Source organism: Pedococcus sp. P1_H8 (assembly GCF_056405175.1).
Map to the genome: position 1 here is coordinate 547,735 of NZ_JBFUCP010000004.1, position 22,476 is coordinate 570,210.

A 22,476-nucleotide genomic window follows, 5' to 3' on the forward strand; every position below is an offset into this window, starting at 1 on the left:
CATCGAGCCCTGTGGGCGGACGGTCCTGAGACGCACCCCTGTGGACCGATCAGTCCGCAGCGGCCCCATCGCTGAGCGGATCCCGTTCGAGCACCTCCCGGTCCAGAGGCTCGAGCAGCCCACCGAGGTCGGCGAGGAACAACGCCTGGGTGAGCGCGGTCCGCCGCAGCTCGTCGGGGTCGACGCTCTCGCCCGGCGAGTGGATCCGCGACTCGGGCTCCTCCACCCCCAGCAGCATGATCTCGGCAGCGGGGACGAGCTCGGCGAGGGCGGTCGCCAGCGGGATCGAGCCACCCTGTCCCGTGGTGACCGCCTCGCGGCCGAACGCCGTCCACATCGCCCGCCGCATGGCTTCGTATGCCGGTCCGTCGGTCCGCGCGCGGAACCCGTGTCCCAGCGAGACCGGCTTGATCTCCACCTGCGCGCCGAACGGCGTGTGCGCCCGAAGGTGCGCGATGAGCAGCTGTTGGGCGGCAGCGGCATCCGTGTCCGCCGGCACCCGGAGGTTGACCACGGCGCGCGCCTCGCCCTGGGCTGCGGCCGTCACCTGTGCGATGGGAGGACAGTCGATGGCCAGCACGGTGGCCGCCGGTCGCGCCCACAGGAGGTCCGCCACGGAGCCTGTGCCCCTCAACGGCTCGACGCCGTCGAGGAGCCCGGCATCGCCGCGGAACCTGTTGGTGTCAAAGGGCGCCCCGTCCCACACTCCGCCGTGGTCGAGCCCGTCGATCGTCGTCTCGCCACTCGGGTCGCGCAGGCTGGCCACCGCCATGAGCAAGGCCTGGAGCGCATCGGGCGCGGCGCCGCCGAACATGCCGGAGTGCGCCGCGTGCCTCATCGTGCGCACGGTCATCAGGACGCTTCCAGTGCCCCGCAGTGAGGTCGTGAGGGTCGGGAGCCCGGCCTCGACGTTGCCGGTGTCAGCGAGGAGCAGCGCGTCGCACTGCACGAGCTCGGGGTGAGCACGGGCAAGGGCTTCCATGCCGCCACTCGACTGCTCCTCGGAGCCTTCGCAGACGACGGCCACCTCGACCGGCCACTCGCCGAGCACCGCGCGAAGGGCCCGCAGCGCCAGGACGCTGGCCATGAGGTTGCCCTTGCAGTCGGCCGATCCCCTGCCGTACCAACGCCCCTCGCGTTCGGTCAGCTCCCACGGCGGGGTCTGCCAGGCCTCCGGGTCGCCGGCCGGCACGACGTCGTAGTGCGAGTACAGCAGCACTCGCGGCGCCCCGACGGGGCCGGCTGAGCGCCCGACGACGGCGAGCGATCCGTCGGGTGTCTCGTGCGCCCGTATGCCGTCCACGCCGGCTTCGGTGAACAGGTCACCGACCAGCGCGGCCGCCGCCCGGCACTCGCTCTCGGGCTCGATGGCCGGGTTCGCCACCGAACGCAGCGCGACGAGGCGCGCGAGGTCGTCGCGAGCCCGCGGCATACCTGCCTCGACTGCGGCCGCGAGGCGCGCGGCGAGGTGCGCGGACGGTGCCGTCACGGCACCAGGTCGTCGAGGTAGAGCGGGAGCATCTCCCACCAGGTCGGCCAGTCGTGGTCGTAGCGGTCGCCCCAGTCGTCGACCCGGTTGGGAACTCCCTTGCGGCCCAACGCATCCCCAGCAGCCCAGGACTCGCCGACGTCCTCCCAGCGGCCGCTGCCGGAGGCGAGGACGACGTAGCGCCTGCGCAGCATCTCCAGAGCCGGGCCCTCGAGCCCGGGCAGGAACTGCAGCGGCGAGGCGAAGTACCAGTCCTGCGTGGTGTCGCCGCCGATGAACTTCTCCACGCGGAAGGTGCCGCTCATGCAGACCGCCGCGGCGAACAGATGCGGGTAGCGGCAGATCATGGCGTAGGAGTTGAACGCACCGATGGAGGCGCCGGCCACGACCACGGCCTGGGGGGAGCTGTCGGCGTGGATGGCGGGCACGACCTCCTCGGCGACGGCCTGGTGGTACTGGTTGAAGAGCCACATCCGGTGCTCTGGCGACCCCTCGTTGCGCTGCAGCGCCTGGCCTGCGGCGCTGTCGCAGGAGTAGACCTTGATCCGGCCCGCCTCGATCAGCGGCGCGAGGGTCCCGACCAGGTGGTGCCGCTCCACCTCCTCGGCGTCCCCGCCAGCGGTCGGGAACAGCAGCACGGGCACGCCGTAGTGACCCCAGCGCACCAGGGTGATGTCGCGCCCCATCCGCTCGGAATGCCAGCGTTCGGTGACCTTCATGCCGTCCTCCAGGGGGTGGGGGGAGTGGGGTTCATCTACTCGTACACGAACTTCTGGGGTCCGGGGAACAGCCAGGACAGCCCGTCGCGGAGCCGGTCCCGCCAGTCCTCCCAGTTGTGGCCGTCGCGCGCCTCGACGTACTTGACCGTCATGCCCGCGCCGCGGAAGACCGGCACCATCGACCGGTTGGGCGTGATGAGCGGCTCGTAGATGCCGCAGCTCATGAAGAGCCGCTCCACGGGCGCCGTGGGCTTGGCCCGGTAGCGGTTGACGAACTTCACGACCGGGTCGAACGCCGGCCCGCCGCCGTGGTCGGTGCCGATGTCGGTGAAGACCAGCGACGCAGACTGCAGGAACAGCGACCCGAACACGCCCGGATAGCGCACGGCCGTCGACAGCGACGCGATGCCGCCGAAGCTCGAACCCATCAGGGCTCGTGCGTGGGGGTCGTCGATGAGCGGGAGCCGTTCGGCCAGCGTCGGGAGCAGCTCGCGGGCGATGAACCGGGCGTGCGGCGCGTGGTTGGGGTACTCCCGCAGCCGGTCCCGCGGGGGCACGAACGCGACGATCAGCGGGGCGACGTCGAGCCGGTGGATGAGGTTGTCCAGCACGGTCTTCATCGCGGCATAGTCGAGGTAGTCCGTGCCGTCGTGGACCACCAGCAACGGATAGCGCAGCGCCGGGTTGTAGCGGGCCGGCAGGTAGAGCTTGACGTGCTGCTCGCGGCGCAACGCCTTGGAGTGCAACGTGTCCTCGACGATCTCGCCCGGCCGGGCCTCGGGGTCGTGGTGCACCCAGTCCGGCACCTCGTAGCCGGTGGCGGCGCAGACCGAGCTCGACCCCATCGGGGAGTGCGCCACGCGCTGGTTGAGCGGGTCGTTGAACGTCTCGTAGTGCTCGCCGTTGCGGGTCTCGAGCTGGTACTCGACCCGCGAGCCGTTGGGCAGCACCGTCGTCGCCGCCCAGAGATCGGTGTCGGGCAGCCGCTTCATGGGCAGCGGGTCGGGCAGCCCCACCACGCGGTGCCGGACCCGCACCTCGTCGGCCTCGCCGCGGAACAGGAAAGTCGCGCGCTCGCCCTCGACGATCGGGGCCCCGTGCCGCGCGACGAACCGGTCGATCACGGCGCCGTCCACAGGCAGGCGCTCGCGCAGCCGGTTGACGGCCAGTCGTCCCTCGCTCACGAGCCCGCCCCCCTGCTGTCGATGACGTGGTGCGCCTGCGCGCCCCGCGACTCGATCGCCGTCTTCGACCCGTTCGCGACGCCCATCTCGTGGATGGCGCCGTCGATCCCGAGGATCCGGGCGCCCAGGGGCAGCCCGCCGTCGGCGGTCAGCTCGAGGGCCGTGCCGTCGTCGAGCAGGACACAGTGCTGGTCGGTGAAACGGCGTGCCATCACGGCGCACCGGTCGCGGTCCTCGAGCCGGAGCCGGCGGCGCGCGTGGGGCAGCGCCACCAGGCCGCGCACCCGTCCCAGCCCACGGTCGAACACCTCGGCCTCGGTGTTTCCCTCCGGCCCGTGGTCGTGGAACAGCACCACGCGCTCGGTCAGAGCCATCGCACCGGCCGACCAGGCGATCACCGGCACCTCGTCGGGGATCCTGATCGCGAAGAGCCGCAGGGTGCGCAGGAGGGTGCCGACGTGCCCGCCGGTGAGCACCACCGCGGCCGACTGCCCGAGCAGGTCGGCGAGCTCCCCGCGGTGCCAGCCGATCACGCCGCTGGCGTTGATCGGGGAAGCCGCGTCGAGGTCCGCATAGAGCGCCTTGAGCTGCCCGGCATACCAGTTGTCGACGTGACGGACCACCTCGATCGCGTCGTCCAGCGCCGCGTATGCCGGGTGCTCAGCCCGCGCGCGACCCTCGCCTTCGCGCGTGCGTCGCTGCACGGCATACACCCCGTCCATGGCGTTCTGGAGGCGCAGGCGGTAGATGGACAGGAGGCCGTCGTGGCGGTCCCTGAACGCGAGGGCGGCAGAGGCGAACTCGGAGTCCTTGGTGATGACGTCGAGGCTTCGGTGGTAGAGCCGCAGGTGACGGGTGTCCCCGCCGAGAACGGTGTCGAGCTCGTCGACGACGTCCTCGCGCTCCTCCCACCCCGCGTTGATGGTCGCCACGGGTCCGTCGACACCGAGCGATCGCAGGGCGGTGCCGGCCGTGGTCATGAACCGTTGCGGCCCGAGGAGGACGGTGCGCATCAAGGGGCGGCGACGGCTAGCCCGCGTGGACGTGGATGGTCTGGCCCACGTCGTCGAGCATGCTGCGGAGGGTGTCGTAGTCGGGGTGACGCATGCGCACGTAGGCGTTGGCCATGTAGCCGGCCTCGACGGGCTGGGTGTGGTGGCCCTCGGGCGGGAAGTGGGCGTCGATGATCCACTGCCCGTAGCGGCCCTGGATCTGGTCGATGCCGGTGTAGCCCGTGATGTGGCCGTCGGCCTCGGGACGCAGCGCGATGATCCCGGCGGAGAAGGGGCGTCGCATCTGCTGCTCGGGGACGCCGTGGGTGATGACGTGGGCCCACTCGCGGTAGACGTCGACCTCGTTGCTCGCGGAGTAGAGGTCCCAGCACCCGACGCCTGGCGGCCGGCACCCGATCTCGGAGAACTTCAGCCCCTTCGGTCCGTGGAACCACTCCATGTGGGTGGCGCTCGTCCCGATGCCGAGGGCCTCGATGACGCGGGCGCCCATCGCGGCCACCTCGGTGTAGAAGGGCGAGTCGGCCATCCGGTTGGTGGTGGCGAACTGGGGCGAGATCCAGCGGCTGCGCATCGCCTCGAGGACGTTCGGGTAGTAGTGCGTGGTCCAGTCGTGGACGACGCGGCCGTCCTTGGCGATGGTGTCGTAGAACCCCTCGTGGCCCTCGACGAACTCCTCGATCGCGATCGACGCGGCGCCGTGCGCCCCGAACTCGGTCAGGGCGTGCGCCAGCTCGGTGTCGTTGTCGACCCGCATCGTGTCCTTGGCCCCGGCGCCGTCGCGGGGCTTGAGGATGAGGGGGTAGCCGACGGCTTCGGCGAAGGCCCAGGCCTCGTGGGCGTGGTCGACGGCGGCGGACGCGGCCGTCGGCACGCCTGCCTCACGCAGCGCCTGCTTCATCGACGGCTTGTCGCGGCACAGCCACGTGGTGCGCACCGACGTGCCCGGGACGCCGGTGGCCTCGCGGACCTGCGCGGCGACCATGGTGTGGGCCTCGACGGTCGCCTCGAGCCCGTCCACCCACACCTTGGACTGGATGAACCGCACCGCCTCGATCATCGCCCTCAGGTCGGTGACCGATCCGACCTTGTAGTAGCCGCTCATGGCGCTGCGGAGCTCGTCGTCGAGGGTGTACTCGTCGGACTCCCCGATCCCGATGACGTTGGCCCCCACGGAGGCCAGGGCGAGGGCGAAGCGGCGCTGGTTGGCGGGGAACCCCGGCTCGACGAAGACGATGTTCACGGACCCGACCCTATGCCGACCCGGGCCGGAGTGCGCGCCGCGGTGCGGCGAGATGCGCGTGTGCGGCCCCGACCCGCTCGCGCCACCAGCGCTCCCGCTCGGGCGTCGCGGCCCAGCGGGTCAGCAGGCTCTCGTCCGGCGCGACCCGACCCGGGAGCAGGGCTCCGGCGCGGGGCACGAGCGGGTCCGCACAGACGTCCCCCTCGAGGAGGGCGACCGTGCCCAGCCCGCAGGCGAACGGCAGGTCCGGTAGCGCCGCGGCCAGCGCCACCCCCGCGGCCATCCCGACCGACGTGTCGAGCGCCGAGGACACCACCGCGGGGAGCCCGCAGTCCGCGACCACCTCCAGGGCGCGCTGGACGCCCCCCAGCGGCGCCACCTTGACGACCACGAGGTCGGCGGCTTCCTCACGGGCCACCCGTACCGGGTCCTCTGCCTTGCGGATCGACTCGTCCGCGGCGACCAGGACGTCGATCCCGTTGCGGGCCAACGCCAGGCGCAGCTCTCGCAGCTCGCTCACCTCAGCGCAGGGCTGCTCCGCATACTCCAGCCCGTATGCCGCGAGCCGCCTCAGCGCGTCCGTCGCCTCGGCCACGGACCACCCGCCGTTCGCGTCCACCCGGATCCGCCCCGCCGGTCCCATCGCGTCGCGAACCGCGGCCACGCGGCATACGTCGTCCTCGATGCTCTGGCCCTGCTCGGCGACCTTGACCTTTGCCGTCGTCGCGCCGTCGAAGCGCGCCAGGACGCCCGCGACCTGATCCGCGGGTACGGCGGGCACGGTCGCGTTGACCGGGATGCTGTCGCGCCTCGCTGCCGGCCACTCGCCCCAGCCCGCCTCGACCGCCGCGGACAGCCATCGGGAGGACTCATTCGCGGCGTACTCGAGAAAGGGCGAGAACTCACCCCACCCTGCCGGACCGCGCACGAGCGCCGCCTCGCGCACCGTGACGCCACGGAAGCGGACCCGCAGCGGGATCGAAACCACGCGGAGCCCCGCGAGCAGCTCCTCGATCGGGGGCAGCGCGGGCAGCGGCGGGGTGGTCATGCGCCCCATTGCAGCAGACGCGCCCSGACCGCTGGTGGCGGCCCGGGCGCGACCCCCTGCCGTCAGTGGTCGTGCGGAGTGAGCTGCCCGCGGACCTCACCCGCGGGGAACTTGGTGCTGTGGACGTTGGCGTAGGTCCGGTCGGCCCGGATGGCCGCGATCAGCTCGGAGAACTCTCCTGCCGCGATGCCCTGGCCGGTGGGGCCGACGACGCTGGCCGCCGTCAGGGTTCCGCTCACCTCGCCGGGGTTGGTCGGGGGACACGCCGGCGTCCCGGCGGGCCCATTGCCGAGGTTGCTGCACAGGAAGGCGCTGATGCCCCCGGCGTCGGTGCGCGAGCCGAAGTGGATGTGGGACTGGGTGACCGCGCCCTCGAGGTTGGCGTAGCGGACGGTGTACGCGATCGTGCCAGCGTCGGGGTCGACGCGCAGGCGGACGGAGCCGCTCGCGGCGGTGGAGATGGCCGGGACCTCGCGGTACCCGCCCAGCCGTTTGGTGATCGTGAAGGCCTTCCCGTCGCTGCCATTGTCGGCTGTGGCTACGGTGCCCGCCGCGAGGATGCCGACAGCACCGAGCCCCACGGCTGATGCGATGACGCCCCACTGCTTGAGTGTGTTCATGCAGACCTCCTGAAAAAGGGGGCGGGACGGGAATCCGCCCGCCCTTCTGCTACGAATCCCCGTCGACAAACGTTCATCGACGGTGCCCAGAAACCGTCCGACGAGAGGCCACCCGTGCCGAACCTGTCCGATTTCTCCGCAACCACCCTGACCGGCGAGGACCAGCCGCTCTCGACCTATGCCGGCCAGGTGGCCTTGGTCGTCAACACGGCGAGCGAGTGCGGCTACACGCCCCAGTTCGCCGGTCTCGAGGAGCTGTACGCGTCGTACTCCGACCAGGGCCTGGTCGTGCTCGGGTTCCCGTGCAACCAGTTCGGCGGCCAGGAGCCCGGTCACGAGGCCCAGATCGGCGAGTTCTGCCAGCGCAACTACGGAGTGACCTTTCCGATGTTCGCCAAGGTGCACGTGAACGGCGCCGAGGCCCACCCGCTCTACGACTGGCTGAAGTCGGAGAAGCGCGGCCTGATGGGCGCCAAGATCAAGTGGAACTTCACCAAGTTCCTCGTGGGGCGCGACGGCAGGGTCCTCAAGCGCTACGGCTCGACCACCAAGCCCGAAGCCATCGCCAAGGACATCGAGGACGCCCTCGCCGCCTGAGCCCCCACGGCGACGTCCCTTGGGCGCCGCCCACCCACGCGCGGCTCAGGTCTTCGGAGGGGGAGCTGCCTCGAGGTCTGCCAAAGCTCGTTGCATCATCAGGAAGTTCCTGAACCGACCCACCAGAAGGTCGGCGCTCCCCAGCCTCCACACGTCCGGCGCACGGTGTGGGTGGCCAAGCCACACGTCCACACCGTCCGGGCCTGCCACCGCGTGGGCGAACCTGCGTGCCCTGTCGTGGGGAGATGACCTGAGCCCCATGTGCGTCCACAGGGCGGTCGACGTGAGGGCTCGGCCAGGCCCGACCAGGTCGTTGGCCATGGCCACCGCGTGGATCACGGCGCCTGCCGAGATGTCGTCACGGTCGTGACCACGCAGCAAGGCTGGCTCGCCGGCCACCGCACGGACGAGCAGACGCCGACAGGCGGTGCGACCTTCTACGCCGGCCAGCGACAGGGCCACTGCGTCAGTGCGCGCCGCGATCGCGGCCACTCGATCGCGGAGGTCGGCCGGCACCAGACCCAGGTCGAGCGGCTCGTCGGGCAGAGGCTCCCTGGTCAGCGCATCCAGCTCCTCCGCACCGCCGACCAGGGAACGTAGCCACGTCCTCGCCAGCTCGTGCCGCGGCTGAATGGGCACGTGGACCACAGTGGGTGGTGCCGTCGGTCGAGGTTCACCCCGCCCCAGCTCGAGGGCGGCGCACTCGTAGCCACTTCCCTCGACGGGTCTGCGAATGGTGTCCACGACCTTGTCATCCATCAGGACGACCATGGTCAGCTGACCGAGATCGCGCCCATGTCCCCGACCGAATCCGTCGTCGTAGTCGTCGTCGAAGCTGTCATCAGCCATCAGGTCCTCGTACCGGCGCTCGTCCCTGCTTGCTCGGCTGAACGGCAACACTGCGGCCTGGTCCCCCCACCGATCCGTGCCCTTGAACTGATCACTGCCATTGACATGGCTCATCTCGTCCCCCCATTTACCAGGGCGACCCACCCCGGGCCACCTCTGTGAGAACACCCTGACAGCCCCTGGTGACACTGCCGACGACTTGTCCACAGGGTCGCCCAGGCAGGCCTTCAAGCCGTTGCATCATGATGCACAATGTGATGCACTGATGCCATGCGCACCACCATCACGATCGACGAAGACCTGTTGAGGGAGGCAAAGGTCATGGCAGCCCAGACCGACCGCACCGTCAGCAGCGTCCTCGAGGAGGCCCTCCGGCAGATGCTCGCGCGACAGACCGAGTCGGAGGAGCGACGCCGGCGGGACTTCACCCTGCCCAGCTATCACGGCGGCGGCTTCCTCGTCGACATCCTCGACAAGGAAGCCTTGGCCGACGCCTTGGGCGACAACGACCGACTGTGATCATCTTCGACGTCAACGTCTTCGTGACCGCCATGGACCTCGACGCCGCGAGCTACCCGGTGGCGAACCAGGCCCTGGTCCGAGCGCTGACGGGCACCGAGCCCGTCGGCGTGATCGACGACACCCTGACAGCGACGGTGCGCATCTGCACCAACCGGCGCATCAAGACCCAGACTGCGTCGACCGAGCAGGCACTGGCCTTCTGCGAGCGCATCCGAGCCGCGCCCATGGCCGAGCGGGTGGAGTCGGGCGCAGCCGCCTGGCAACGCTTCGTCGGGCTGGTCACCGCCTTGGAGCTGAGCGGCAACGACGTTCCTGACGCCTGGCTGGCGGCCCAGGCGATCGAGCTCGACGCGCACTTCGTCACCTTCGACCAGGGCTTTGAGCGATTCCCCGGTCTGCACCTCACGGTCCTCGGCGAGCGGTTACCAAGGTGAGGTATGCCGCGGGGGCGACCACGCGGCATACCTCGCCGTGGGCGCGGCTAGGCTCGCGCAGGTGAGCGAGCAGCCTGTGGTGAGCCAGACCTTCGACCCGGACGCGTGGGATGCCGTGGACGGGTTCGAGTTCACCGACATCACCTACCACCGGGCGCGTGGGGTGGGGGCCGTGCGCATCGCGTTCGACCGACCCGAGGTGCTCAACGCGTTCCGGCCGCACACCGTCGACGAGCTCTACCAGGCTCTCGACCACGCACGCCGCACACCCGATGTCGGCGTCGTCCTCCTCACCGGCAACGGCCCGGGGCCGCAGGGGACCGGCAGCGAGGGGCAGTGGGGATTCTGCTCGGGAGGCGACCAGCGGATCCGGGGGCGGTCGGGCTACCAGTACGCACAGGGGGACACGGCCGAGACGGTCGACCAGCGCAGGGTCCAGGCCGAGGGCGGACGGCTGCACATCCTCGAGGTGCAGCGGCTGATCCGCACCATGCCCAAGGTCGTCGTCGCGGTGGTCAACGGCTGGGCGGCCGGAGGTGGTCACTCGCTGCACGTCGTCTGCGACCTGACCATGGCCAGCCGCGAGCATGCCCGGTTCAAGCAGACCGACGCCGACGTGGGCTCGTTCGACGGGGGCTACGGCTCGGCCTACCTCGCCAAGATGGTCGGTCAGAAGTTCGCCCGCGAGATCTTCTTCCTCGGTCGCACCTACACCGCCGACGACATGCACCGGATGGGCGCGGTCAACCTCGTCAGCGCGCACGCCGAGCTCGAGTCCGATGCGCTGCAGGTCGCGCGCGAGATCATGGGCAAGAGCCCCCAGGCGCAACGGATGCTCAAGTTCGCGTTCAACCTGCTCGACGACGGGCTGATGGGCCAGCAGGTCTTCGCCGGGGAGGCGACCCGGCTCGCGTACATGACCGACGAGGCCGTCGAGGGCCGCGACCAGTTCCTCGAGAAGCGGGACGCCGACTGGTCTCCCTTCCCCTGGTACTTCTGAGCCGACCCCCATCCCGGCTGGCACTTGTTGCCGTCCGGTGGTCACCGGCAGCGCAGAAAGCCCGTCCGTGACCACGAGCGCGCAACAAGTCGCCCAACCCCGGCGAGCGACGCGTCAGCGCCAGCCGGCCATGACGCGGTAGGGGGCGAGGAACTGGTCCTGCTTGATCGGCTTCTCCAGCAGGATCCAGGACACGTTGTCCACGGCGACGGCCTGGCAAAGCGCCTTGGCCAGCTGGACGTCGAGCCCGGCGACGTCGACCAGCTGGTCGAGGCGGCGACGCAGGGCACGCTCCGGGTCGCCCGTCGCGAGGGCGTCCGCCCACCGATTGCGTATCGCCGCGATGACGTCGAGCTCGGCTGGCCCCGCCGATGGCAGCGGGTCGATCACCCGCCAGCCCGGATCGGCCGCACCCGCCCTGGTGTGCAGCACGTTGCAGTAGTGCAGATCCCCGTGGACGGCAGGCCACGGCCGGTTCGCGTCGATCTGATCGGCCACGGAGGACAGCGTGTCGAGGGCGAGGTCGAAGTCGCGTCGGGTGAGCCCGTCCACGGAGATGTCGCGTCGCGGCCGCACGTTGCCGCTGATTCGGCGCAGCTCGTCGGCCAGACTCGGCACACCTTCCAGGGCCGGCACCTGTGCGAAGTCGGCGATCAAGCCACCGATCAGCTCGGTGGCTGAGTCGATGTCCGGCTCTCCCTCGAGGTCGCGACCGGCGTCCAGCGCTTCGAGCAGGAGGGCTCCCGTCTCGAGGTCGTGCCGCACGAGCTCGACGACACCCGGGCCCTGCCAGGCACGCAGGGCGAGTCCTTCGGCGCGCATGCGGGGATCGTCCTCGCTGAGCTTGAGCACCCAGGACTCGCCGGCCGGGCCACGCACGGGCCACACCACGGAGACATAGCCCCACATCGGGTCGCCGGCAGGTTCGAGCGACCAGCCCTCCGCGATCCCTGCGGCCACGGACCCCAGGGATCGCGCCCACTCCCGCTGCCCAGCGCGACGGCTCGCGACGAACGGCGCAGGCACGGTCCAGGTCATGGGTGGTCATGCTGCCCCACCCCGGCCCGCCCATCCACCGACTTGTTGCCGCCTCGTGGTCACCGGCACCCCGAATAGGCCCTCCTGTGACCAGCAGCGAGCAACAAGTCGCAGCGGCCGGGCACTTGTTGCCGCCTCGTGGTCACCGGCACCCCGAATAGGCCCTCCTGTGACCAGCAGCGAGCAACAAGTCGGAGCGCGCTGCGGCGGAGGCCGTCAGCCGGAGCCGCCGAGGTCGACCTCGAAGGCTTCGTAGACGAGGTCCGCCCCCCGCTGCCGATGCCGCACCAGCTGCCCCATCAGCGTGGTGACCTCTTCGCGGAAGGCCGGCAGGTCGGCGATCGTGCCACCGTGCTCGAGGACCGCGAGGTAACCGGCGATCGCCTCCGCATGGTTCGCGTGCTCGCCGGTCAGCCGGTCGACCGCCGCAATCAGCCTCGGAGCCCCGCGTCGCACCCCGTCGTAGATCCCGCCGGGCCGTTCGGTCAGGTCGATGTGGTCCTGGAAGTCGTGGGACAGCTCGGCCAGCGCCGCCCGGACGCGCTCGCGCCACGCTCCCCCGCGCGCGATGGGCGAGGCGAGGGCGTCGTCGACGGCCGCGACCGAGTCGCGCAGCTCCCCCCGGTGAGCCCGCACCCGCTCGATGTATGCCGCGAAGTCGGCGTCCATGGCACCTCCCGGGGTCCATCGTCCCGCCGCGCGTCGGGCGCGTCCACCCGGCGGCTAACCTGACCGGGTGACGTCGCTGCGACCGCTGGCCATCGCCGCCGGCCGGGCCGCTGTGGCAGCACTCCCGGCCCTGCGCCAGGCCCTCGACTGCGAGTTCGCCGTCCTTCCGTATGCCGCGGGCGGCCACCCGCCGACCGTCCCGGACAGCGCTGCCTCCGTCGGCGGGGACTCCGGCGGGCCCGAGCCCGACGAAGGCACCGCTCTCGTCGTGGGGACGTCGGGATCCACCGGCGCCCCCAAGCTCGCGATGCTCCCGGCGACCGCCCTCGCCGCGAGCGCCGCCGCCACGCACGAACGACTCGGCGGGCCCGGGGCGTGGCTGCTGGCGATGCCCCCACACCACATCGCCGGGGTGCAGGTGCTGCTGCGATGCCTGGCAGCAGGCACCGAGCCGGGCTTCGTGGACCTGTCGGGGGGCTTCAGCGCCGCCGCGTTCACCGAGGCGTCGGCCGCCCTCGACGGGGCGCGCCGCTACACCTCCCTGGTGCCCACCCAGCTGGTCCGTCTGCTCGACGACGAGCGTGCCACCGCCGCCCTCGCCGGCTTCGACGCCGTGCTCGTCGGCGGGGCGGCCAGCCCTCCCGCTCTGCTGGTCAGGGCCCGTGAGTCCGGGATAACCGTCGTCCCGACCTACGGCATGAGCGAGACCGCCGGCGGCTGTGTCTACGACGGAGTCCCGCTCTCCTGCAGCGAGGTCCGTGTCGGCAACGACGGTCGGATCCACCTCGGCGGCGCCACCCTGGCCACCGGCTACCTCGGCCGCCCCGACCTCACCGCGGCGGCCTTCAGCACCGACTCCGAGGGGCGCCGGTGGTTCCGCACCGACGACGTCGGCCACCTCGAGGACGAGCGCTGGCACGTCGACGGACGCCTCGACGACGTCATCACCACCGGCGGCCTCAAGGTCGCGCCACGCCTCGTCGAGGACGCCCTCACCTCGCTGGCGGGCATTGCCGAGGCCGTCGTGGTCGCGACTCCGGACGACCACTGGGGCCAGGTCGTCAGCGCCGCCGTCGTCCTCACCGAGTCGGCCAGCCCCGACCCGGCACCCACGGTGGAGGAGCTGCGCGAGCTGCTGCGCGGCACACTCCCTGCGCAAGCGCTGCCCCGGCGGCTCCTGGTGCTGCCGGCTCTGCCCCTGCGCGGGCCGGGCAAGCCGGACCGGTCGGCGGTCGCCGCACGCTTCGCCGACCACGCGTGACACCATGGGGAGATGATCCGGCTGCTGCCCTGGCTGCTGACGATCGCGGTGACCGTCTACGCCGTCGTCGACTGCGTCCAGACCGACGACGCGCAGGTCAGGGGCCTGCCCAAGCTCCTGTGGCTGCTGCTGATCCTGCTGTTCCCGATCGTCGGGGCGATCGCCTGGTTCATCGCCGGACGGCCGCAACGAGGGACAGCCGGCCGTGGACCGAGCGGGCGTGGGCCAACTCACCGACCGCCGCCCCCGCGTGGCCCCGACGACGACCCGGACTTCCTCCGTAGGCTCTGAAAAGCACCCCGCCCGCACCACCGACGTTGCCGGCACCGCCGAGCAGCCCCCTGCCGGCACCACCGCCCCTGCCCGCACCACCGCGAGTGAGAACACCACCCGAATGGCCACCCTGAACCAGTGGATCGCCGGCGCCCGCCCGCGTACCCTCCCCGCTGCCATCGCCCCCGTCGTCGCCGGCACTGCCGCGGCGATCCCGCTCGAGAAGGCGAACCTCGGCCTGGCGCTGCTCGCCGTCCTCGTGTCGCTCGGCCTGCAGGTCGGGGTCAACTACGCGAACGACTACTCCGACGGCATCCGCGGCACCGACGGCGAGCGGGTCGGCCCGGTCCGGCTGGTCGGCCAGCACCTCGCGGACCCGAGCAACGTCAAGCTCATGGCGTTCTCGTTCTTCGGGGCCGCCGCCCTGGTCGGGCTGGCGCTGGTGGCCATCACGGAGGCGTGGATCATGATCCCGCTGGGCGCCCTGGCCGTCGTCGCCGCGTGGAAGTACACCGGCGGCGACAACCCCTACGGCTACCGCGGCCTCGGCGAGGTCTACGTCTTCCTCTTCTTCGGCCTGATGGCCACCCTCGGCACGCTCTACACGCAGGCCCACCGGCTCACCTGGACGGGCCTCGCGTGCGCCGTCGGGGTGGGCGCGATCGCCACGGCCATCCTGGTCGCCAACAACCTGCGCGACATCCCCACGGACCGCGAGAGCGGCAAGCTGACCCTGGCCGTCCGGCTGGGCGACCGGGGCACCCGCGCCTTCTACGTGCTGCTCCTGGTGGTCGCCGCGGTCTCGCTGCTGGCCGTCGGGCGCGACTACCCGTGGGCCCTTTTGGCGCTCCTCGCGTTCGGCATCGTCGGCAAGCCGCTCAAGTCCCTGTTGTCCGGCGCCACCGGGCGCGACCTGGTGCCGGTCCTCGCCGCCACCGGCCTCTTCGAGATCGCGTATGCCGTGCTGCTGGCTGTCGGGGTCGCCCTCAGCCACTAGCGAGTCGGGCTAGCGGTACTCGGCCGGCCCGCGCTCGTCCTCGGCGTCCTCGGCCTCCTCGTCGGCACCGTGCACAGCAGGCTTGCCCGCCTGCTTGGTCTCGACGCGACGCTGCAGGCGTTCGGCGATCGCCGTGGTGCCCTCCTCGCGGAACCGGGCGAGCACGAAGAACGACAACACCATCGAGATCAGCGCGCTGAGGACGAGCAGCATCCACTGCTGGTCCTGGTCGCGCAGCCCGAGCAGCCACAGCAGGGACAGGACCCCGAAGAAGAGGAGCAGGCGAAGGACGGAGTAGCGAAGCATGGGTGACGAATCCTTACAGCCCTGAGTAGGAGTGCTGGCCGACGAAGAAGACGTTCACGACGGCGAAGTTGACGATGATGCAGGCGTAGCCCGCCAGGGCGATGTAGGAGGCCGTCTGGCGGGTGATGCCGCTGGTCGCCCGCGAGTGGAGGTAGGCCGCGTAGACGACGAAGATCACGAAGGTCCAGACCTCCTTGGGATCCCAGTTCCAGTAGGACGCCCACGCCTGGCGGGCCCAGATGGCTCCGGCGATGAGGGTGAAGGTCCACAACGGGAACGCCACGATGTGCAGGCTGTAGGCCGTGCGCTCGATGGATGCGGTCTCCGGGAACCGGTCGAGCACGCTGCGGCGACCCGACCGCTCGAAGGCGTCCTTGAGCAGGTAGACAGCGGTCAGCGCCGCCCCGATGGTGAAGACGGCGGTGGCGAGCGTCGCAACCGTGACGTGGATGACGAGCCAGTAGCTGCGCAGGGACGGCATCAGCTCGGCGGCCTCGGTGTACCAGACCGCCACGGCCATCCCGAGGATGAGCAGCACCGGACCGGTGATGAACAGCCCCAGCCAGCGCAGGTCGCGCCGCGTCGACCAGATCGAGTACGCCAGCACGGTGAACATCGAGCCCATCACGGCGAACTCGAACATGTTGCCCAGCGGCCAGCGGTGCACCGCGAGGCCGCGCAGCAGCACCGAGAGGACGAGCAGGAAGCCACCCAGCCAGGTGGTGCTGGACGCGATGCCGGCCGCCTTGGCCGCTCGCGCGGACAGCTCCGGCCGCGCGGGCGCCTCGGCCGGCACGGGAGCCCCGGCACCGACCAGCTCGCGGTCGGCCGCACCGGTCAGGAGCCGGTCGCGGGCGGGGAGCAGGGCTGCGAGGTAGATCGCATGGCACACCATGGCGATCGTGAAGACAGCCATCGCCGAGTAGAGGCTGAGGTTGGCGTAGCCCGCCAGGTTCTCGTTGGTCATCCTCGTGCGTCCAATCTGCTGTCCAGCTCGGGTTCAGGCGCCGCGTCGGTGTCGAATCTGGTCCCCAAGGTCGCGACCAGCCGGTCCACCACGTCCTGGAGTCCGTCGTCGTCACCCTTGGCGAGGCCGCCGACGGCTACCACGGTACGACCCGGCACCGTGGCGGGGGAAACCCGCACGAACACCCGTCGGCGCCGGATCACCAGCGAGGCGATGAGGCCGGCCAGGGCGAGCAGGGCGGCGGCCAGCGTGACGAACTTGCCCGGGTCGTGACGGATGGAGAGTCCGGCGAACCGCTCGACGCCGTCGAAGCTGATGCTCCCGCGCCCCCCGGGCAGCTGGTAGGTCTGACCCGGCTCGAGCCAGATCCGCAGCGGGTCCCCCTTGTCGTTCTTCAGCTGGGTGAGCTCGGCGATGTCCAGGACGTAGACCGACTGGGGACGTCCACCGGGCAGCAGGTCACCCTCGTAGGCGGTCAGGGCGAGAGCCGGCTTCTTCGCGTCGGGGAAGACCGAGATCGGACCGCTCTCCTTGTCGATGACGGCAGTGGGCAGGAAGAGTCCGGAGAAGCCGAGCTGGGCGGGCTCGGCCCCGGTCACCTTGATGACCCCGACGGACGTGTAGTTGTTGTCCCTGGCCAGAAAGGGCGTCGCGCCGTGGTAGATGCTGGTGCCCTTCGCATCGCGGACCGTCACGACGGGGGCGTAGCCGTTGCCCAGGAGGAAGACCCCGGCGCCGTCCATCTCCAGGGGGTGGTTGACCTTGATCGTCGACTTCTTCGCGGCCGCACCGGGAGTCGCCTTGGTCGTGACGTGGGCAGTGAAGTCCCGTGGCTGGCCGAACTGCCCGCGTCCGGTGACGGTCTCCTCGAAGGTCGCGTCCAGCTGGTCGACCGTGAGCTGGAACGGCGACAGCTTGGTCGGGTCGACCAGGGGGCCCGGGCTGAAGGTGTCGTATCTCCCGATCGTGTTGGCGAACGACTCACCGACCGGGACGATCACGTCGCCCTTCCAGCCGAACAGGTGCCCGATCGCGACCCCGACGATCACGAAGATCAGCGCCAGGTGGAAGACCAGGTTGCCCGTCTCCTTGAGGTAGCCCTTCTCGGCGCTGACCGACGTCTCGTCGTGGTTGACGGTGCGGAACCGCTTGCCGCGCAACACGTCCCGTGCCGCATCGAGGACCGCGTCGGGCGTGCCGGCCACCTCGACCGTGCCGCCGGCGGGCAGACGGGCCGGCCGGGCCGGAGCCTTGGGCGGTGAGGACCGCATGGCCTTCCAGTGCACCTTGCTCCGAGGCAGGACACACCCGACCAGCGAGATGAACAACAGCAGGTAGATCGCCGCGAACCACGGGGACGCGTAGACCTCGAAGAAGCCGAGCCTGTCGAGCCAGGGTCCCGCGTCCGGGTGGTCGGCGATGTACTGCGCCGTCCGCGCGGCGTCGATGCTGCGTTGCGGCCAGATGGAGCCGGGCAGGGCCGCGATCGCGAGCAGAAGCAGCAGGAACAGCGCCGTCCGCATGCTCGTGATCTGCCGCCACATCCAGCGCAGCCAGCCGACCAGGCCCAGCCGGGGCTGGGTGATGGAGTCGGTCACCTCAGATCACCGTCCGGAATCCCGCGACCAGCGTGGTCTGCACGTGGCGGGTGATCGACTCCCACAGTCCGGTCACGAGCAGGATCCCGACGACGAACAACAGTGCACCGCCAAAGAGCTGTATGCCGCGCTGCCGCTTGCGCAGGAACGCGGACACCCGGCCGAAGCGCTCGTAGCCCGCGGCGATGAGAAGGAAGGGAAGGCCGAGACCGAGCGAGTAGACGAGCGCCAGCACGATCCCCCTCGTCACCGCCGAGTCGTTGCCGGTGGCCGTGGCCAGCACCGTGACCGCACCCAGGGTGGGGCCGGTGCAGGGCGCCCAGCCCAGGCCGAAGACGGCGCCCAGCAACGGGGCTCCGACGAGCCCGGATCCCGGACGAAGGTGCAGCTTGAGCTCGCGCTGGGAGCCTGCCCCGATGAAGACCAACGCCATCAGGATGACGAGCACTCCCCCGACCCGCATCAGCACTTCACGGTGCCGGATGAGACTGGCACCCACCCCGGCGATGAAGGCCGTCGTGGCCATGAACACCACCGTGAACCCCAGGACGAAGAGGAGCGCACCGAGCACCATCCGGTGCCGCTTGCGCTGTTCCAGCGTCTCGTCGGACAGCCCGGTCACGTAACCGAGGAACCCTGGCACGAGCGGCAGCACGCAGGGCGACGCGAATGAGACCAGGCCGGCGAGGAGGGCGACCGCCATCGCCACCGGCAGGGCGCCGGAGGTCACTGCGTTCGCCGCGTCAGCAGTCATCAGTCGTCAGCTACCAGTCATCAGTCGTCAGTCGTCGGGGGTCTACTGCTCGGCCAGGACGTCGTCGACCAGCCCGGTGAGGGTCGACGCCTTCACCTCGCCGCTGACGCGGGCGGCGATGCGTCCGGTGCGGTCGAGCACGAGTGTGGTGGGCGGTGCGGTCACCTTGCCCTGCAACGCGAGGATGGTCAGGCCCGCCGGGTCGTCGAGGGACGGGAACGGGATGCCCCACCGCTTCGCCGTCGACCGACCCGAGTCGGCGTTGTCGCGGTAGTTGATGCCCATGAAGGCAACCGGCTTGTCAGCCGCGGCGATCTGCTCGGCAGCCTTCTTCAGCTCGGGGGCCTCGCTCTGGCACGGCGGGCACCAGGACGCCCAGACGTTGAGCACGGCGACCTTGCCCACGACGTCCTGCGACGACCACTGCTGGTTGTCGAGCGTCGTGCCGGTCAGGGCAACCGGCTTCTGGCGCTTGGCCACGGGGATCGTCTCGAACGCGCCGTCCTGGGAGACGTAGCCCTGCTGGTTCCCCGACTTCGCCTGCGCCGCAATGGAGTTCGGGTCCTCGGTGCACGCGGACAGCGTCAGGACGAGCAGGGGCGCCGCGAGCAGCACTGCCGCACGCGGCATACCGAGGCGTGTCATCCGGTGCCGCCGTGGGACTGGGCCAGCAAGGCGACGGCAGGCTCGGAGTAGGTGATCGACTCGAGCTCGTCGCCGACGTAGGTGAGGGTGGTGAGCGAGGCGAGGCGGCACTCGCGCTTGCGCGGGTCGTGCCACAGCCGCTTGCCCATCAGCGCATTGCGGGCGGTCCAGATCGGCAGCTGGTGGGACACGATGACGGCCTCGTGGCCACGCGCGGCAGCCCTGGCGTCGGCGATCGCGGCGGACATCCGCTCGGCGATCTCGGAGTAGGCCTCACCCCACGACGGCCGCAGCGGGTTGACCAGCTTGGACCAGTGCGCGGGGCGGACGAAGTCCAGGGGCTTCATCCCGCCGACCCGCTCGCCCTCGAAGGAGTTGCCCGCCTCGATCACGCGGTCGTCCGTGGTGATCGGTAGGCCGTGTGCCTCGGCGACCGGTGCGGCGGTCTCCTGGGCGCGCAGCAGGGAGGAGGCGACGACGTGCGTGACGTCGTGGTCGGCGAGATGGTCGGCCACCGTGCGCGCCATCTCGTGACCGAGGTCGGAGAGGTGGTAGCCGTCGAGCCGTCCGTAGAGGACGCCGTCGGGGTTGTGGACCTCCCCGTGGCGCATGAGGTGCACCACGGTGCGGTCGGTTGCGCTGGTCACGAGTCGATTGTCGCAAACGCCTCGGCGGCAGCCGACGCCGCGGCCGGGATCGCCGCCAGCACCCGATCGACGGCTGCCTCGTCGTGGGCTCCGCTGACGAACCAGGACTCGAAGGCGCTCGGGGGCAGGTAGACCCCCTGGCTCAGCATCGAGTGGAAGAACGCCGCGAACGCGGGGACGTGCTGGGCCCGGGCCTGGTCATAGTCGGTCACCTGGCCGTCACGGAAGAAGACGCTGAACATGCTCCCGGCCCGCTGGACGACGTGCGGGACGCCCGCTGCCGTCAGGTGTTCGTCGAGGCCGGCAGTGAGCGAGTCGGCCACCTCGCCGAGGCGGGCGTAGAGGTCGGGCGTGCAGTGCTGGAGGGTGGCCAGCCCGGCGGCGGTCGCGACCGGGTTACCCGAGAGCGTGCCTGCCTGGTAGACCGGCCCGAGCGGCGCGAGCAGCGCCATCACGTCGGCCCGTCCGCCGAAGGCGGCGGCAGGGAAACCGCCACCCATGACCTTGCCGAAGGTGAACAGGTCGGGTGAGCCGGCGGCATACCCCTGCTCCCCTGCCTCGAGGCCGAACCAGCCGGCCTCGCTGCACCGGAAGCCCGTCATCACCTCGTCGGAGATGAGCAGCGCGCCGTGGGCGGCCGTGATGCGACGCAGCCCCTCGGTGAAGCCCGGGCCTGGCGGGACGACACCCATGTTGCCGGGGGACGCCTCGGTGATCAGGGCCGCGATCTCGGAGCCACGCTCGGCGAAGGCTGCCTCGACGGCGTCGAGGTCGTTGAACGGCAGCACGATCGTCTCGGCGGCCATCTCCTTGGGCACCCCGGCCGAGTCCGGCAGCGCGAACGTCGCGACGCCCGAGCCGGCCTGCGCCAGGAGCGAGTCGACGTGTCCGTGGTAGCAGCCCGCGAACTTCACCACGAGGGACCGGCCGGTGTAGCCGCGCGCGAGGCGGATGGCGCTCATGGTGGCCTCGGTGCCGCTGGAGACCAGGCGCACCTGCTCCACGGGAGCCACCCGCCGGACGATCTCCTCCCCGAGCGCGACCTCGTTCTCCGAGGGGGTGCCGAACGAGAACCCCTTGGCCGCGGCCTCGCTGACCGCCCGCTGGACCTCCGGGTGACCGTGGCCGAGGATCATCGGCCCCCACGAGCAGACCAGGTCGACGTACTCACGGCCGTCGGCGTCGGTGAGGTAGGGCCCCCGGCCGGACACCATGAACCGCGGCGTCCCACCCACGGCGCGAAAGGCGCGGACCGGCGAGTTCACGCCACCGGGCGTCACGGCCAGGGCTCGCTCGAGGAGCGCCTGCGAGGCCGGTGCGTCGTAGGGGTATGCCGTCATGAGGCCAGTGTCCCAGCCGTACCTGAGTGCCTGTGCCCCTGGGGGTCAGGCGCTGCCGACCCGCCGGGCGTCCACCTGGGTGTGGGCCTCGTGTGCCACTGCCTCGCGGGCCACCGCCGGGTGGCCACCCTCGTCGCCGCCCGGCGCGAGGGCGGTCCGGATCGCGTCCATCGCCTCGCCGAGGGCCTTGAACAGTGGCGCCGGCACGGAGTCGATGACCGCGCGACGAACGCTGGCGACGTGCACCCTGGCCATGTCCTGGACCGCCTGCCACCCGGCCTCGGTCAGGACCAGCTCCACCCCCCGCCTGTCGTCGAGGCAGGACTCGCGCACGACCCAGCCGCGCTTCTCCAGCCGCGAGGCCGTGTGGGTCAGGCGGCTGCGCGACTGCACCACGAGGTCGGCCATGCTCGACATGCGCAGGCGGCGCCCCGGGCTCTCGGACAGCATGGAGATGATCTCGTACTCGGTCAGCTGGACGCCGTGCGACTGGAGGTCGCGGTCGAGGGCCTCTTCGATCAGGCGACTACCCCGCAAATAGGCACGCCAAGCCCGTTGTTCGTCGTCGCTGAGCCACTGCGGCTCACCGGTGGGGGTGCTCATGAGCGTGAAGTATGTCATCCCGGCAGTTAGTTGAAATATAAATGAGGTCTGCTATGTTCGAAGAGATGAAGCGTTCGGGAACTGCCCGGTCGCACCCACCACCACAGGAGACCCCCATGGCAAGCATCAACGACCTCCCCACCGGCACCTGGACCGTCGACGCCTCGCACAGCGAGATCGGCTTCGTCGCCCGTCACCTCATGGTCACGAAGGTCCGCGGCCAGTTCAAGGAGTTCGAGGGCACCGTCAAGGTCGGCGACGACATCACCGACTCCCAGGTGACAGCCGTCGCCCAGATCGCCTCCGTCGACACCGGCTCCGCCGACCGCGACACCCACCTCAAGTCGGGCGACTTCTTCGACGCCGAGACCAACCCGACCATGAGCTTCACCTCGACCGAGGTCACCCCGGACTCGCTCACCGGCGACCTGACGATCAAGGGTGTGACCAAGCCGGTCACCTTCGACCTGGACTTCACCGGGCTGGCCACCGACCCGTGGGGCACCGAGAAGGCCGGCTTCGAGGCTTCCACCGAGATCAACCGCAAGGACTGGGGCCTGGGCTGGAACGTCGCCCTCGAGGGTGGCGGCGTGCTCGTCTCCGAGAAGGTCAAGCTCAACCTGGACATCCAGCTGACCAAGGCCGCCTGACCGAACCCAGCAA

General features: G+C 70.8%; 26 protein-coding genes. 8 read left to right on the top strand and 18 right to left on the bottom strand.

Annotated elements, in window-relative coordinates:
- Positions 1 to 49: 49 nt before the first annotated feature.
- From AC1DYG_RS08035 to AC1DYG_RS08065, 7 genes are all read right to left on the bottom strand, one after another.
- On the bottom strand, positions 50 to 1,489 hold the full coding sequence (locus AC1DYG_RS08035; RefSeq protein WP_477639329.1) for a M20/M25/M40 family metallo-hydrolase: 1,440 nt from the start codon (positions 1,487 to 1,489) through the stop codon (positions 50 to 52).
- Positions 1,486 to 2,208 carry an esterase family protein gene (locus AC1DYG_RS08040; protein WP_477613728.1) on the bottom strand — a complete coding sequence of 241 codons (723 nt, stop codon included), beginning with the start codon at positions 2,206 to 2,208 and terminating at the stop codon, positions 1,486 to 1,488. The genes AC1DYG_RS08035 and AC1DYG_RS08040 overlap by 4 nt, the downstream gene beginning before the upstream one ends.
- 35 nt (positions 2,209 to 2,243) lie before the next feature.
- On the bottom strand, positions 2,244 to 3,392 hold the full coding sequence (locus tag AC1DYG_RS08045) for an alpha/beta hydrolase-fold protein (protein ID WP_477639330.1): 1,149 nt from the start codon (positions 3,390 to 3,392) through the stop codon (positions 2,244 to 2,246).
- The gene (locus tag AC1DYG_RS08050; protein ID WP_477639331.1) at positions 3,389 to 4,405 is read right to left on the bottom strand and encodes a type 1 glutamine amidotransferase family protein; all 1,017 of its coding nucleotides are present in this window, start codon (positions 4,403 to 4,405) and stop codon (positions 3,389 to 3,391) included. The genes AC1DYG_RS08045 and AC1DYG_RS08050 overlap by 4 nt, the downstream gene beginning before the upstream one ends.
- A 16-nt stretch (positions 4,406 to 4,421) precedes the next feature.
- Positions 4,422 to 5,645 carry an ATP-grasp domain-containing protein gene (locus AC1DYG_RS08055; RefSeq protein ID WP_477639332.1) on the bottom strand — a complete coding sequence of 408 codons (1,224 nt, stop codon included), beginning with the start codon at positions 5,643 to 5,645 and terminating at the stop codon, positions 4,422 to 4,424.
- 10 nt (positions 5,646 to 5,655) lie between these two features.
- On the bottom strand, positions 5,656 to 6,693 hold the full coding sequence (locus AC1DYG_RS08060) for an o-succinylbenzoate synthase (protein WP_477639333.1): 1,038 nt from the start codon (positions 6,691 to 6,693) through the stop codon (positions 5,656 to 5,658).
- Between the two features lie 62 nt (positions 6,694 to 6,755).
- Positions 6,756 to 7,313, bottom strand: coding sequence for a CHRD domain-containing protein (locus AC1DYG_RS08065; protein ID WP_477639334.1), 558 nt, complete (start codon positions 7,311 to 7,313; stop codon positions 6,756 to 6,758).
- Between the two features lie 114 nt (positions 7,314 to 7,427).
- Between AC1DYG_RS08065 and AC1DYG_RS08070 the strand changes: the two genes are divergently transcribed.
- A complete protein-coding gene (locus tag AC1DYG_RS08070; RefSeq protein ID WP_477639335.1) occupies positions 7,428 to 7,910 on the top strand; it encodes a glutathione peroxidase in 483 nt (160 codons plus the stop codon).
- Positions 7,911 to 7,955: 45 nt separating this feature from the next.
- Here AC1DYG_RS08070 and AC1DYG_RS08075 read toward each other — a convergent pair whose 3' ends face one another.
- On the bottom strand, positions 7,956 to 8,759 hold the full coding sequence (locus AC1DYG_RS08075) for a hypothetical protein (protein WP_477639336.1): 804 nt from the start codon (positions 8,757 to 8,759) through the stop codon (positions 7,956 to 7,958).
- Between the two features lie 270 nt (positions 8,760 to 9,029).
- Between AC1DYG_RS08075 and AC1DYG_RS08080 the strand changes: the two genes are divergently transcribed.
- The 3 genes from AC1DYG_RS08080 to AC1DYG_RS08090 all read left to right on the top strand — a co-directional run bounded on the left by AC1DYG_RS08080 (position 9,030) and on the right by AC1DYG_RS08090 (position 10,715).
- A complete protein-coding gene (locus AC1DYG_RS08080; RefSeq protein ID WP_477639337.1) occupies positions 9,030 to 9,278 on the top strand; it encodes a CopG family ribbon-helix-helix protein in 249 nt (82 codons plus the stop codon).
- Positions 9,275 to 9,715, top strand: a complete 441-nt coding sequence (locus AC1DYG_RS08085) for a TA system VapC family ribonuclease toxin (protein WP_477639338.1) — start codon at positions 9,275 to 9,277, stop codon at positions 9,713 to 9,715. Before AC1DYG_RS08080 ends, AC1DYG_RS08085 begins: the two co-directional genes overlap by 4 nt.
- 61 nt (positions 9,716 to 9,776) lie before the next feature.
- Positions 9,777 to 10,715, top strand: coding sequence for a 1,4-dihydroxy-2-naphthoyl-CoA synthase (locus AC1DYG_RS08090; RefSeq protein WP_477639339.1), 939 nt, complete (start codon positions 9,777 to 9,779; stop codon positions 10,713 to 10,715).
- Positions 10,716 to 10,829: 114 nt separating this feature from the next.
- Here AC1DYG_RS08090 and AC1DYG_RS08095 read toward each other — a convergent pair whose 3' ends face one another.
- Together AC1DYG_RS08095 and AC1DYG_RS08100 are read right to left on the bottom strand one after the other, a co-directional pair.
- Positions 10,830 to 11,753: an aminoglycoside phosphotransferase family protein gene (locus AC1DYG_RS08095; protein ID WP_477639340.1), complete on the bottom strand. Its 924-nt coding sequence runs from the start codon at positions 11,751 to 11,753 to the stop codon at positions 10,830 to 10,832.
- Positions 11,754 to 11,969: 216 nt separating this feature from the next.
- Positions 11,970 to 12,422, bottom strand: coding sequence for a hemerythrin domain-containing protein (locus AC1DYG_RS08100; RefSeq protein WP_477639341.1), 453 nt, complete (start codon positions 12,420 to 12,422; stop codon positions 11,970 to 11,972).
- Positions 12,423 to 12,489: 67 nt separating this feature from the next.
- Here AC1DYG_RS08100 and menE point away from each other — a divergent pair, with 67 nt between their 5' ends.
- From menE to AC1DYG_RS08115, 3 genes are all read left to right on the top strand, one after another.
- Complete coding sequence (gene menE, locus AC1DYG_RS08105) at positions 12,490 to 13,683, top strand: o-succinylbenzoate--CoA ligase (RefSeq protein WP_477639342.1); 1,194 nt, start codon at positions 12,490 to 12,492, stop codon at positions 13,681 to 13,683.
- A gap of 12 nt (positions 13,684 to 13,695) precedes the next feature.
- Positions 13,696 to 13,974, top strand: a complete 279-nt coding sequence (locus tag AC1DYG_RS08110) for a PLDc N-terminal domain-containing protein (RefSeq protein WP_477639343.1) — start codon at positions 13,696 to 13,698, stop codon at positions 13,972 to 13,974.
- Positions 13,975 to 14,077: 103 nt separating this feature from the next.
- Positions 14,078 to 14,953 (top strand): 1,4-dihydroxy-2-naphthoate polyprenyltransferase, encoded by an 876-nt coding sequence (locus AC1DYG_RS08115; RefSeq protein WP_477639344.1) that lies wholly within the window; start codon positions 14,078 to 14,080, stop codon positions 14,951 to 14,953.
- Between the two features lie 9 nt (positions 14,954 to 14,962).
- On the opposite strand, the gene AC1DYG_RS08120 is transcribed toward AC1DYG_RS08115, so the two are convergent.
- Genes AC1DYG_RS08120 through AC1DYG_RS08155 form a run of 8 tightly spaced genes read right to left on the bottom strand, consistent with a single transcriptional unit; the run spans position 14,963 to position 21,813 of the window.
- Positions 14,963 to 15,259 carry a DUF4229 domain-containing protein gene (locus AC1DYG_RS08120; protein ID WP_477639345.1) on the bottom strand — a complete coding sequence of 99 codons (297 nt, stop codon included), beginning with the start codon at positions 15,257 to 15,259 and terminating at the stop codon, positions 14,963 to 14,965.
- Positions 15,260 to 15,272: 13 nt separating this feature from the next.
- Complete coding sequence (gene ccsB, locus AC1DYG_RS08125; RefSeq protein ID WP_477639346.1) at positions 15,273 to 16,226, bottom strand: c-type cytochrome biogenesis protein CcsB; 954 nt, start codon at positions 16,224 to 16,226, stop codon at positions 15,273 to 15,275.
- On the bottom strand, positions 16,223 to 17,824 hold the full coding sequence (resB, locus tag AC1DYG_RS08130) for a cytochrome c biogenesis protein ResB (protein ID WP_477639347.1): 1,602 nt from the start codon (positions 17,822 to 17,824) through the stop codon (positions 16,223 to 16,225). The genes ccsB and resB overlap by 4 nt, the downstream gene beginning before the upstream one ends.
- Position 17,825: 1 nt before the next feature.
- Positions 17,826 to 18,578 (bottom strand): cytochrome c biogenesis CcdA family protein, encoded by a 753-nt coding sequence (locus AC1DYG_RS08135; RefSeq protein WP_477639348.1) that lies wholly within the window; start codon positions 18,576 to 18,578, stop codon positions 17,826 to 17,828.
- Between the two features lie 42 nt (positions 18,579 to 18,620).
- Positions 18,621 to 19,223: a TlpA family protein disulfide reductase gene (locus AC1DYG_RS08140; protein WP_477639349.1), complete on the bottom strand. Its 603-nt coding sequence runs from the start codon at positions 19,221 to 19,223 to the stop codon at positions 18,621 to 18,623.
- A complete protein-coding gene (locus tag AC1DYG_RS08145) occupies positions 19,220 to 19,834 on the bottom strand; it encodes a histidine phosphatase family protein (RefSeq protein ID WP_477639485.1) in 615 nt (204 codons plus the stop codon). Before AC1DYG_RS08145 ends, AC1DYG_RS08140 begins: the two co-directional genes overlap by 4 nt.
- Before the next feature lie 32 nt (positions 19,835 to 19,866).
- Positions 19,867 to 21,210, bottom strand: a complete 1,344-nt coding sequence (hemL, locus tag AC1DYG_RS08150) for a glutamate-1-semialdehyde 2,1-aminomutase (RefSeq protein ID WP_477639350.1) — start codon at positions 21,208 to 21,210, stop codon at positions 19,867 to 19,869.
- A gap of 45 nt (positions 21,211 to 21,255) precedes the next feature.
- Complete coding sequence (locus AC1DYG_RS08155; RefSeq protein ID WP_477639351.1) at positions 21,256 to 21,813, bottom strand: MarR family winged helix-turn-helix transcriptional regulator; 558 nt, start codon at positions 21,811 to 21,813, stop codon at positions 21,256 to 21,258.
- A gap of 116 nt (positions 21,814 to 21,929) precedes the next feature.
- Between AC1DYG_RS08155 and AC1DYG_RS08160 the strand changes: the two genes are divergently transcribed.
- A complete protein-coding gene (locus AC1DYG_RS08160) occupies positions 21,930 to 22,463 on the top strand; it encodes a YceI family protein (protein ID WP_477639352.1) in 534 nt (177 codons plus the stop codon).
- The last annotated feature ends 13 nt before the right edge of the window (positions 22,464 to 22,476 follow it).

Bases quoted from the DNA above. Each gene is read 5' to 3' on its own strand.
- AC1DYG_RS08050 (WP_477639331.1), bottom strand. From the start codon at position 4,405: ATGCGCACCGTCCTCCTCGGGCCGCAACGGTTCATGACCACGGCCGGC.
- AC1DYG_RS08095 (WP_477639340.1), bottom strand. From the start codon at position 11,753: ATGACCTGGACCGTGCCTGCGCCGTTCGTCGCGAGCCGTCGCGCTGGG.
- AC1DYG_RS08100 (WP_477639341.1), bottom strand. From the start codon at position 12,422: ATGGACGCCGACTTCGCGGCATACATCGAGCGGGTGCGGGCTCACCGG.
- AC1DYG_RS08040 (WP_477613728.1), bottom strand. From the start codon at position 2,208: ATGAAGGTCACCGAACGCTGGCATTCCGAGCGGATGGGGCGCGACATC.
- AC1DYG_RS08060 (WP_477639333.1), bottom strand. From the start codon at position 6,693: ATGACCACCCCGCCGCTGCCCGCGCTGCCCCCGATCGAGGAGCTGCTC.
- AC1DYG_RS08160 (WP_477639352.1), top strand. From the start codon at position 21,930: ATGGCAAGCATCAACGACCTCCCCACCGGCACCTGGACCGTCGACGCC.
- AC1DYG_RS08155 (WP_477639351.1), bottom strand. From the start codon at position 21,813: ATGAGCACCCCCACCGGTGAGCCGCAGTGGCTCAGCGACGACGAACAA.
- AC1DYG_RS08115 (WP_477639344.1), top strand. From the start codon at position 14,078: ATGGCCACCCTGAACCAGTGGATCGCCGGCGCCCGCCCGCGTACCCTC.
- ccsB (WP_477639346.1), bottom strand. From the start codon at position 16,226: ATGACCAACGAGAACCTGGCGGGCTACGCCAACCTCAGCCTCTACTCG.
- AC1DYG_RS08110 (WP_477639343.1), top strand. From the start codon at position 13,696: ATGATCCGGCTGCTGCCCTGGCTGCTGACGATCGCGGTGACCGTCTAC.
- hemL (WP_477639350.1), bottom strand. From the start codon at position 21,210: ATGACGGCATACCCCTACGACGCACCGGCCTCGCAGGCGCTCCTCGAG.
- AC1DYG_RS08140 (WP_477639349.1), bottom strand. From the start codon at position 19,223: ATGACACGCCTCGGTATGCCGCGTGCGGCAGTGCTGCTCGCGGCGCCC.
- AC1DYG_RS08080 (WP_477639337.1), top strand. From the start codon at position 9,030: ATGCGCACCACCATCACGATCGACGAAGACCTGTTGAGGGAGGCAAAG.
- AC1DYG_RS08065 (WP_477639334.1), bottom strand. From the start codon at position 7,313: ATGAACACACTCAAGCAGTGGGGCGTCATCGCATCAGCCGTGGGGCTC.
- AC1DYG_RS08120 (WP_477639345.1), bottom strand. From the start codon at position 15,259: ATGCTTCGCTACTCCGTCCTTCGCCTGCTCCTCTTCTTCGGGGTCCTG.
- AC1DYG_RS08145 (WP_477639485.1), bottom strand. From the start codon at position 19,834: ATGCGCCACGGGGAGGTCCACAACCCCGACGGCGTCCTCTACGGACGG.
- AC1DYG_RS08075 (WP_477639336.1), bottom strand. From the start codon at position 8,759: ATGGCTGATGACAGCTTCGACGACGACTACGACGACGGATTCGGTCGG.
- AC1DYG_RS08135 (WP_477639348.1), bottom strand. From the start codon at position 18,578: ATGACTGCTGACGCGGCGAACGCAGTGACCTCCGGCGCCCTGCCGGTG.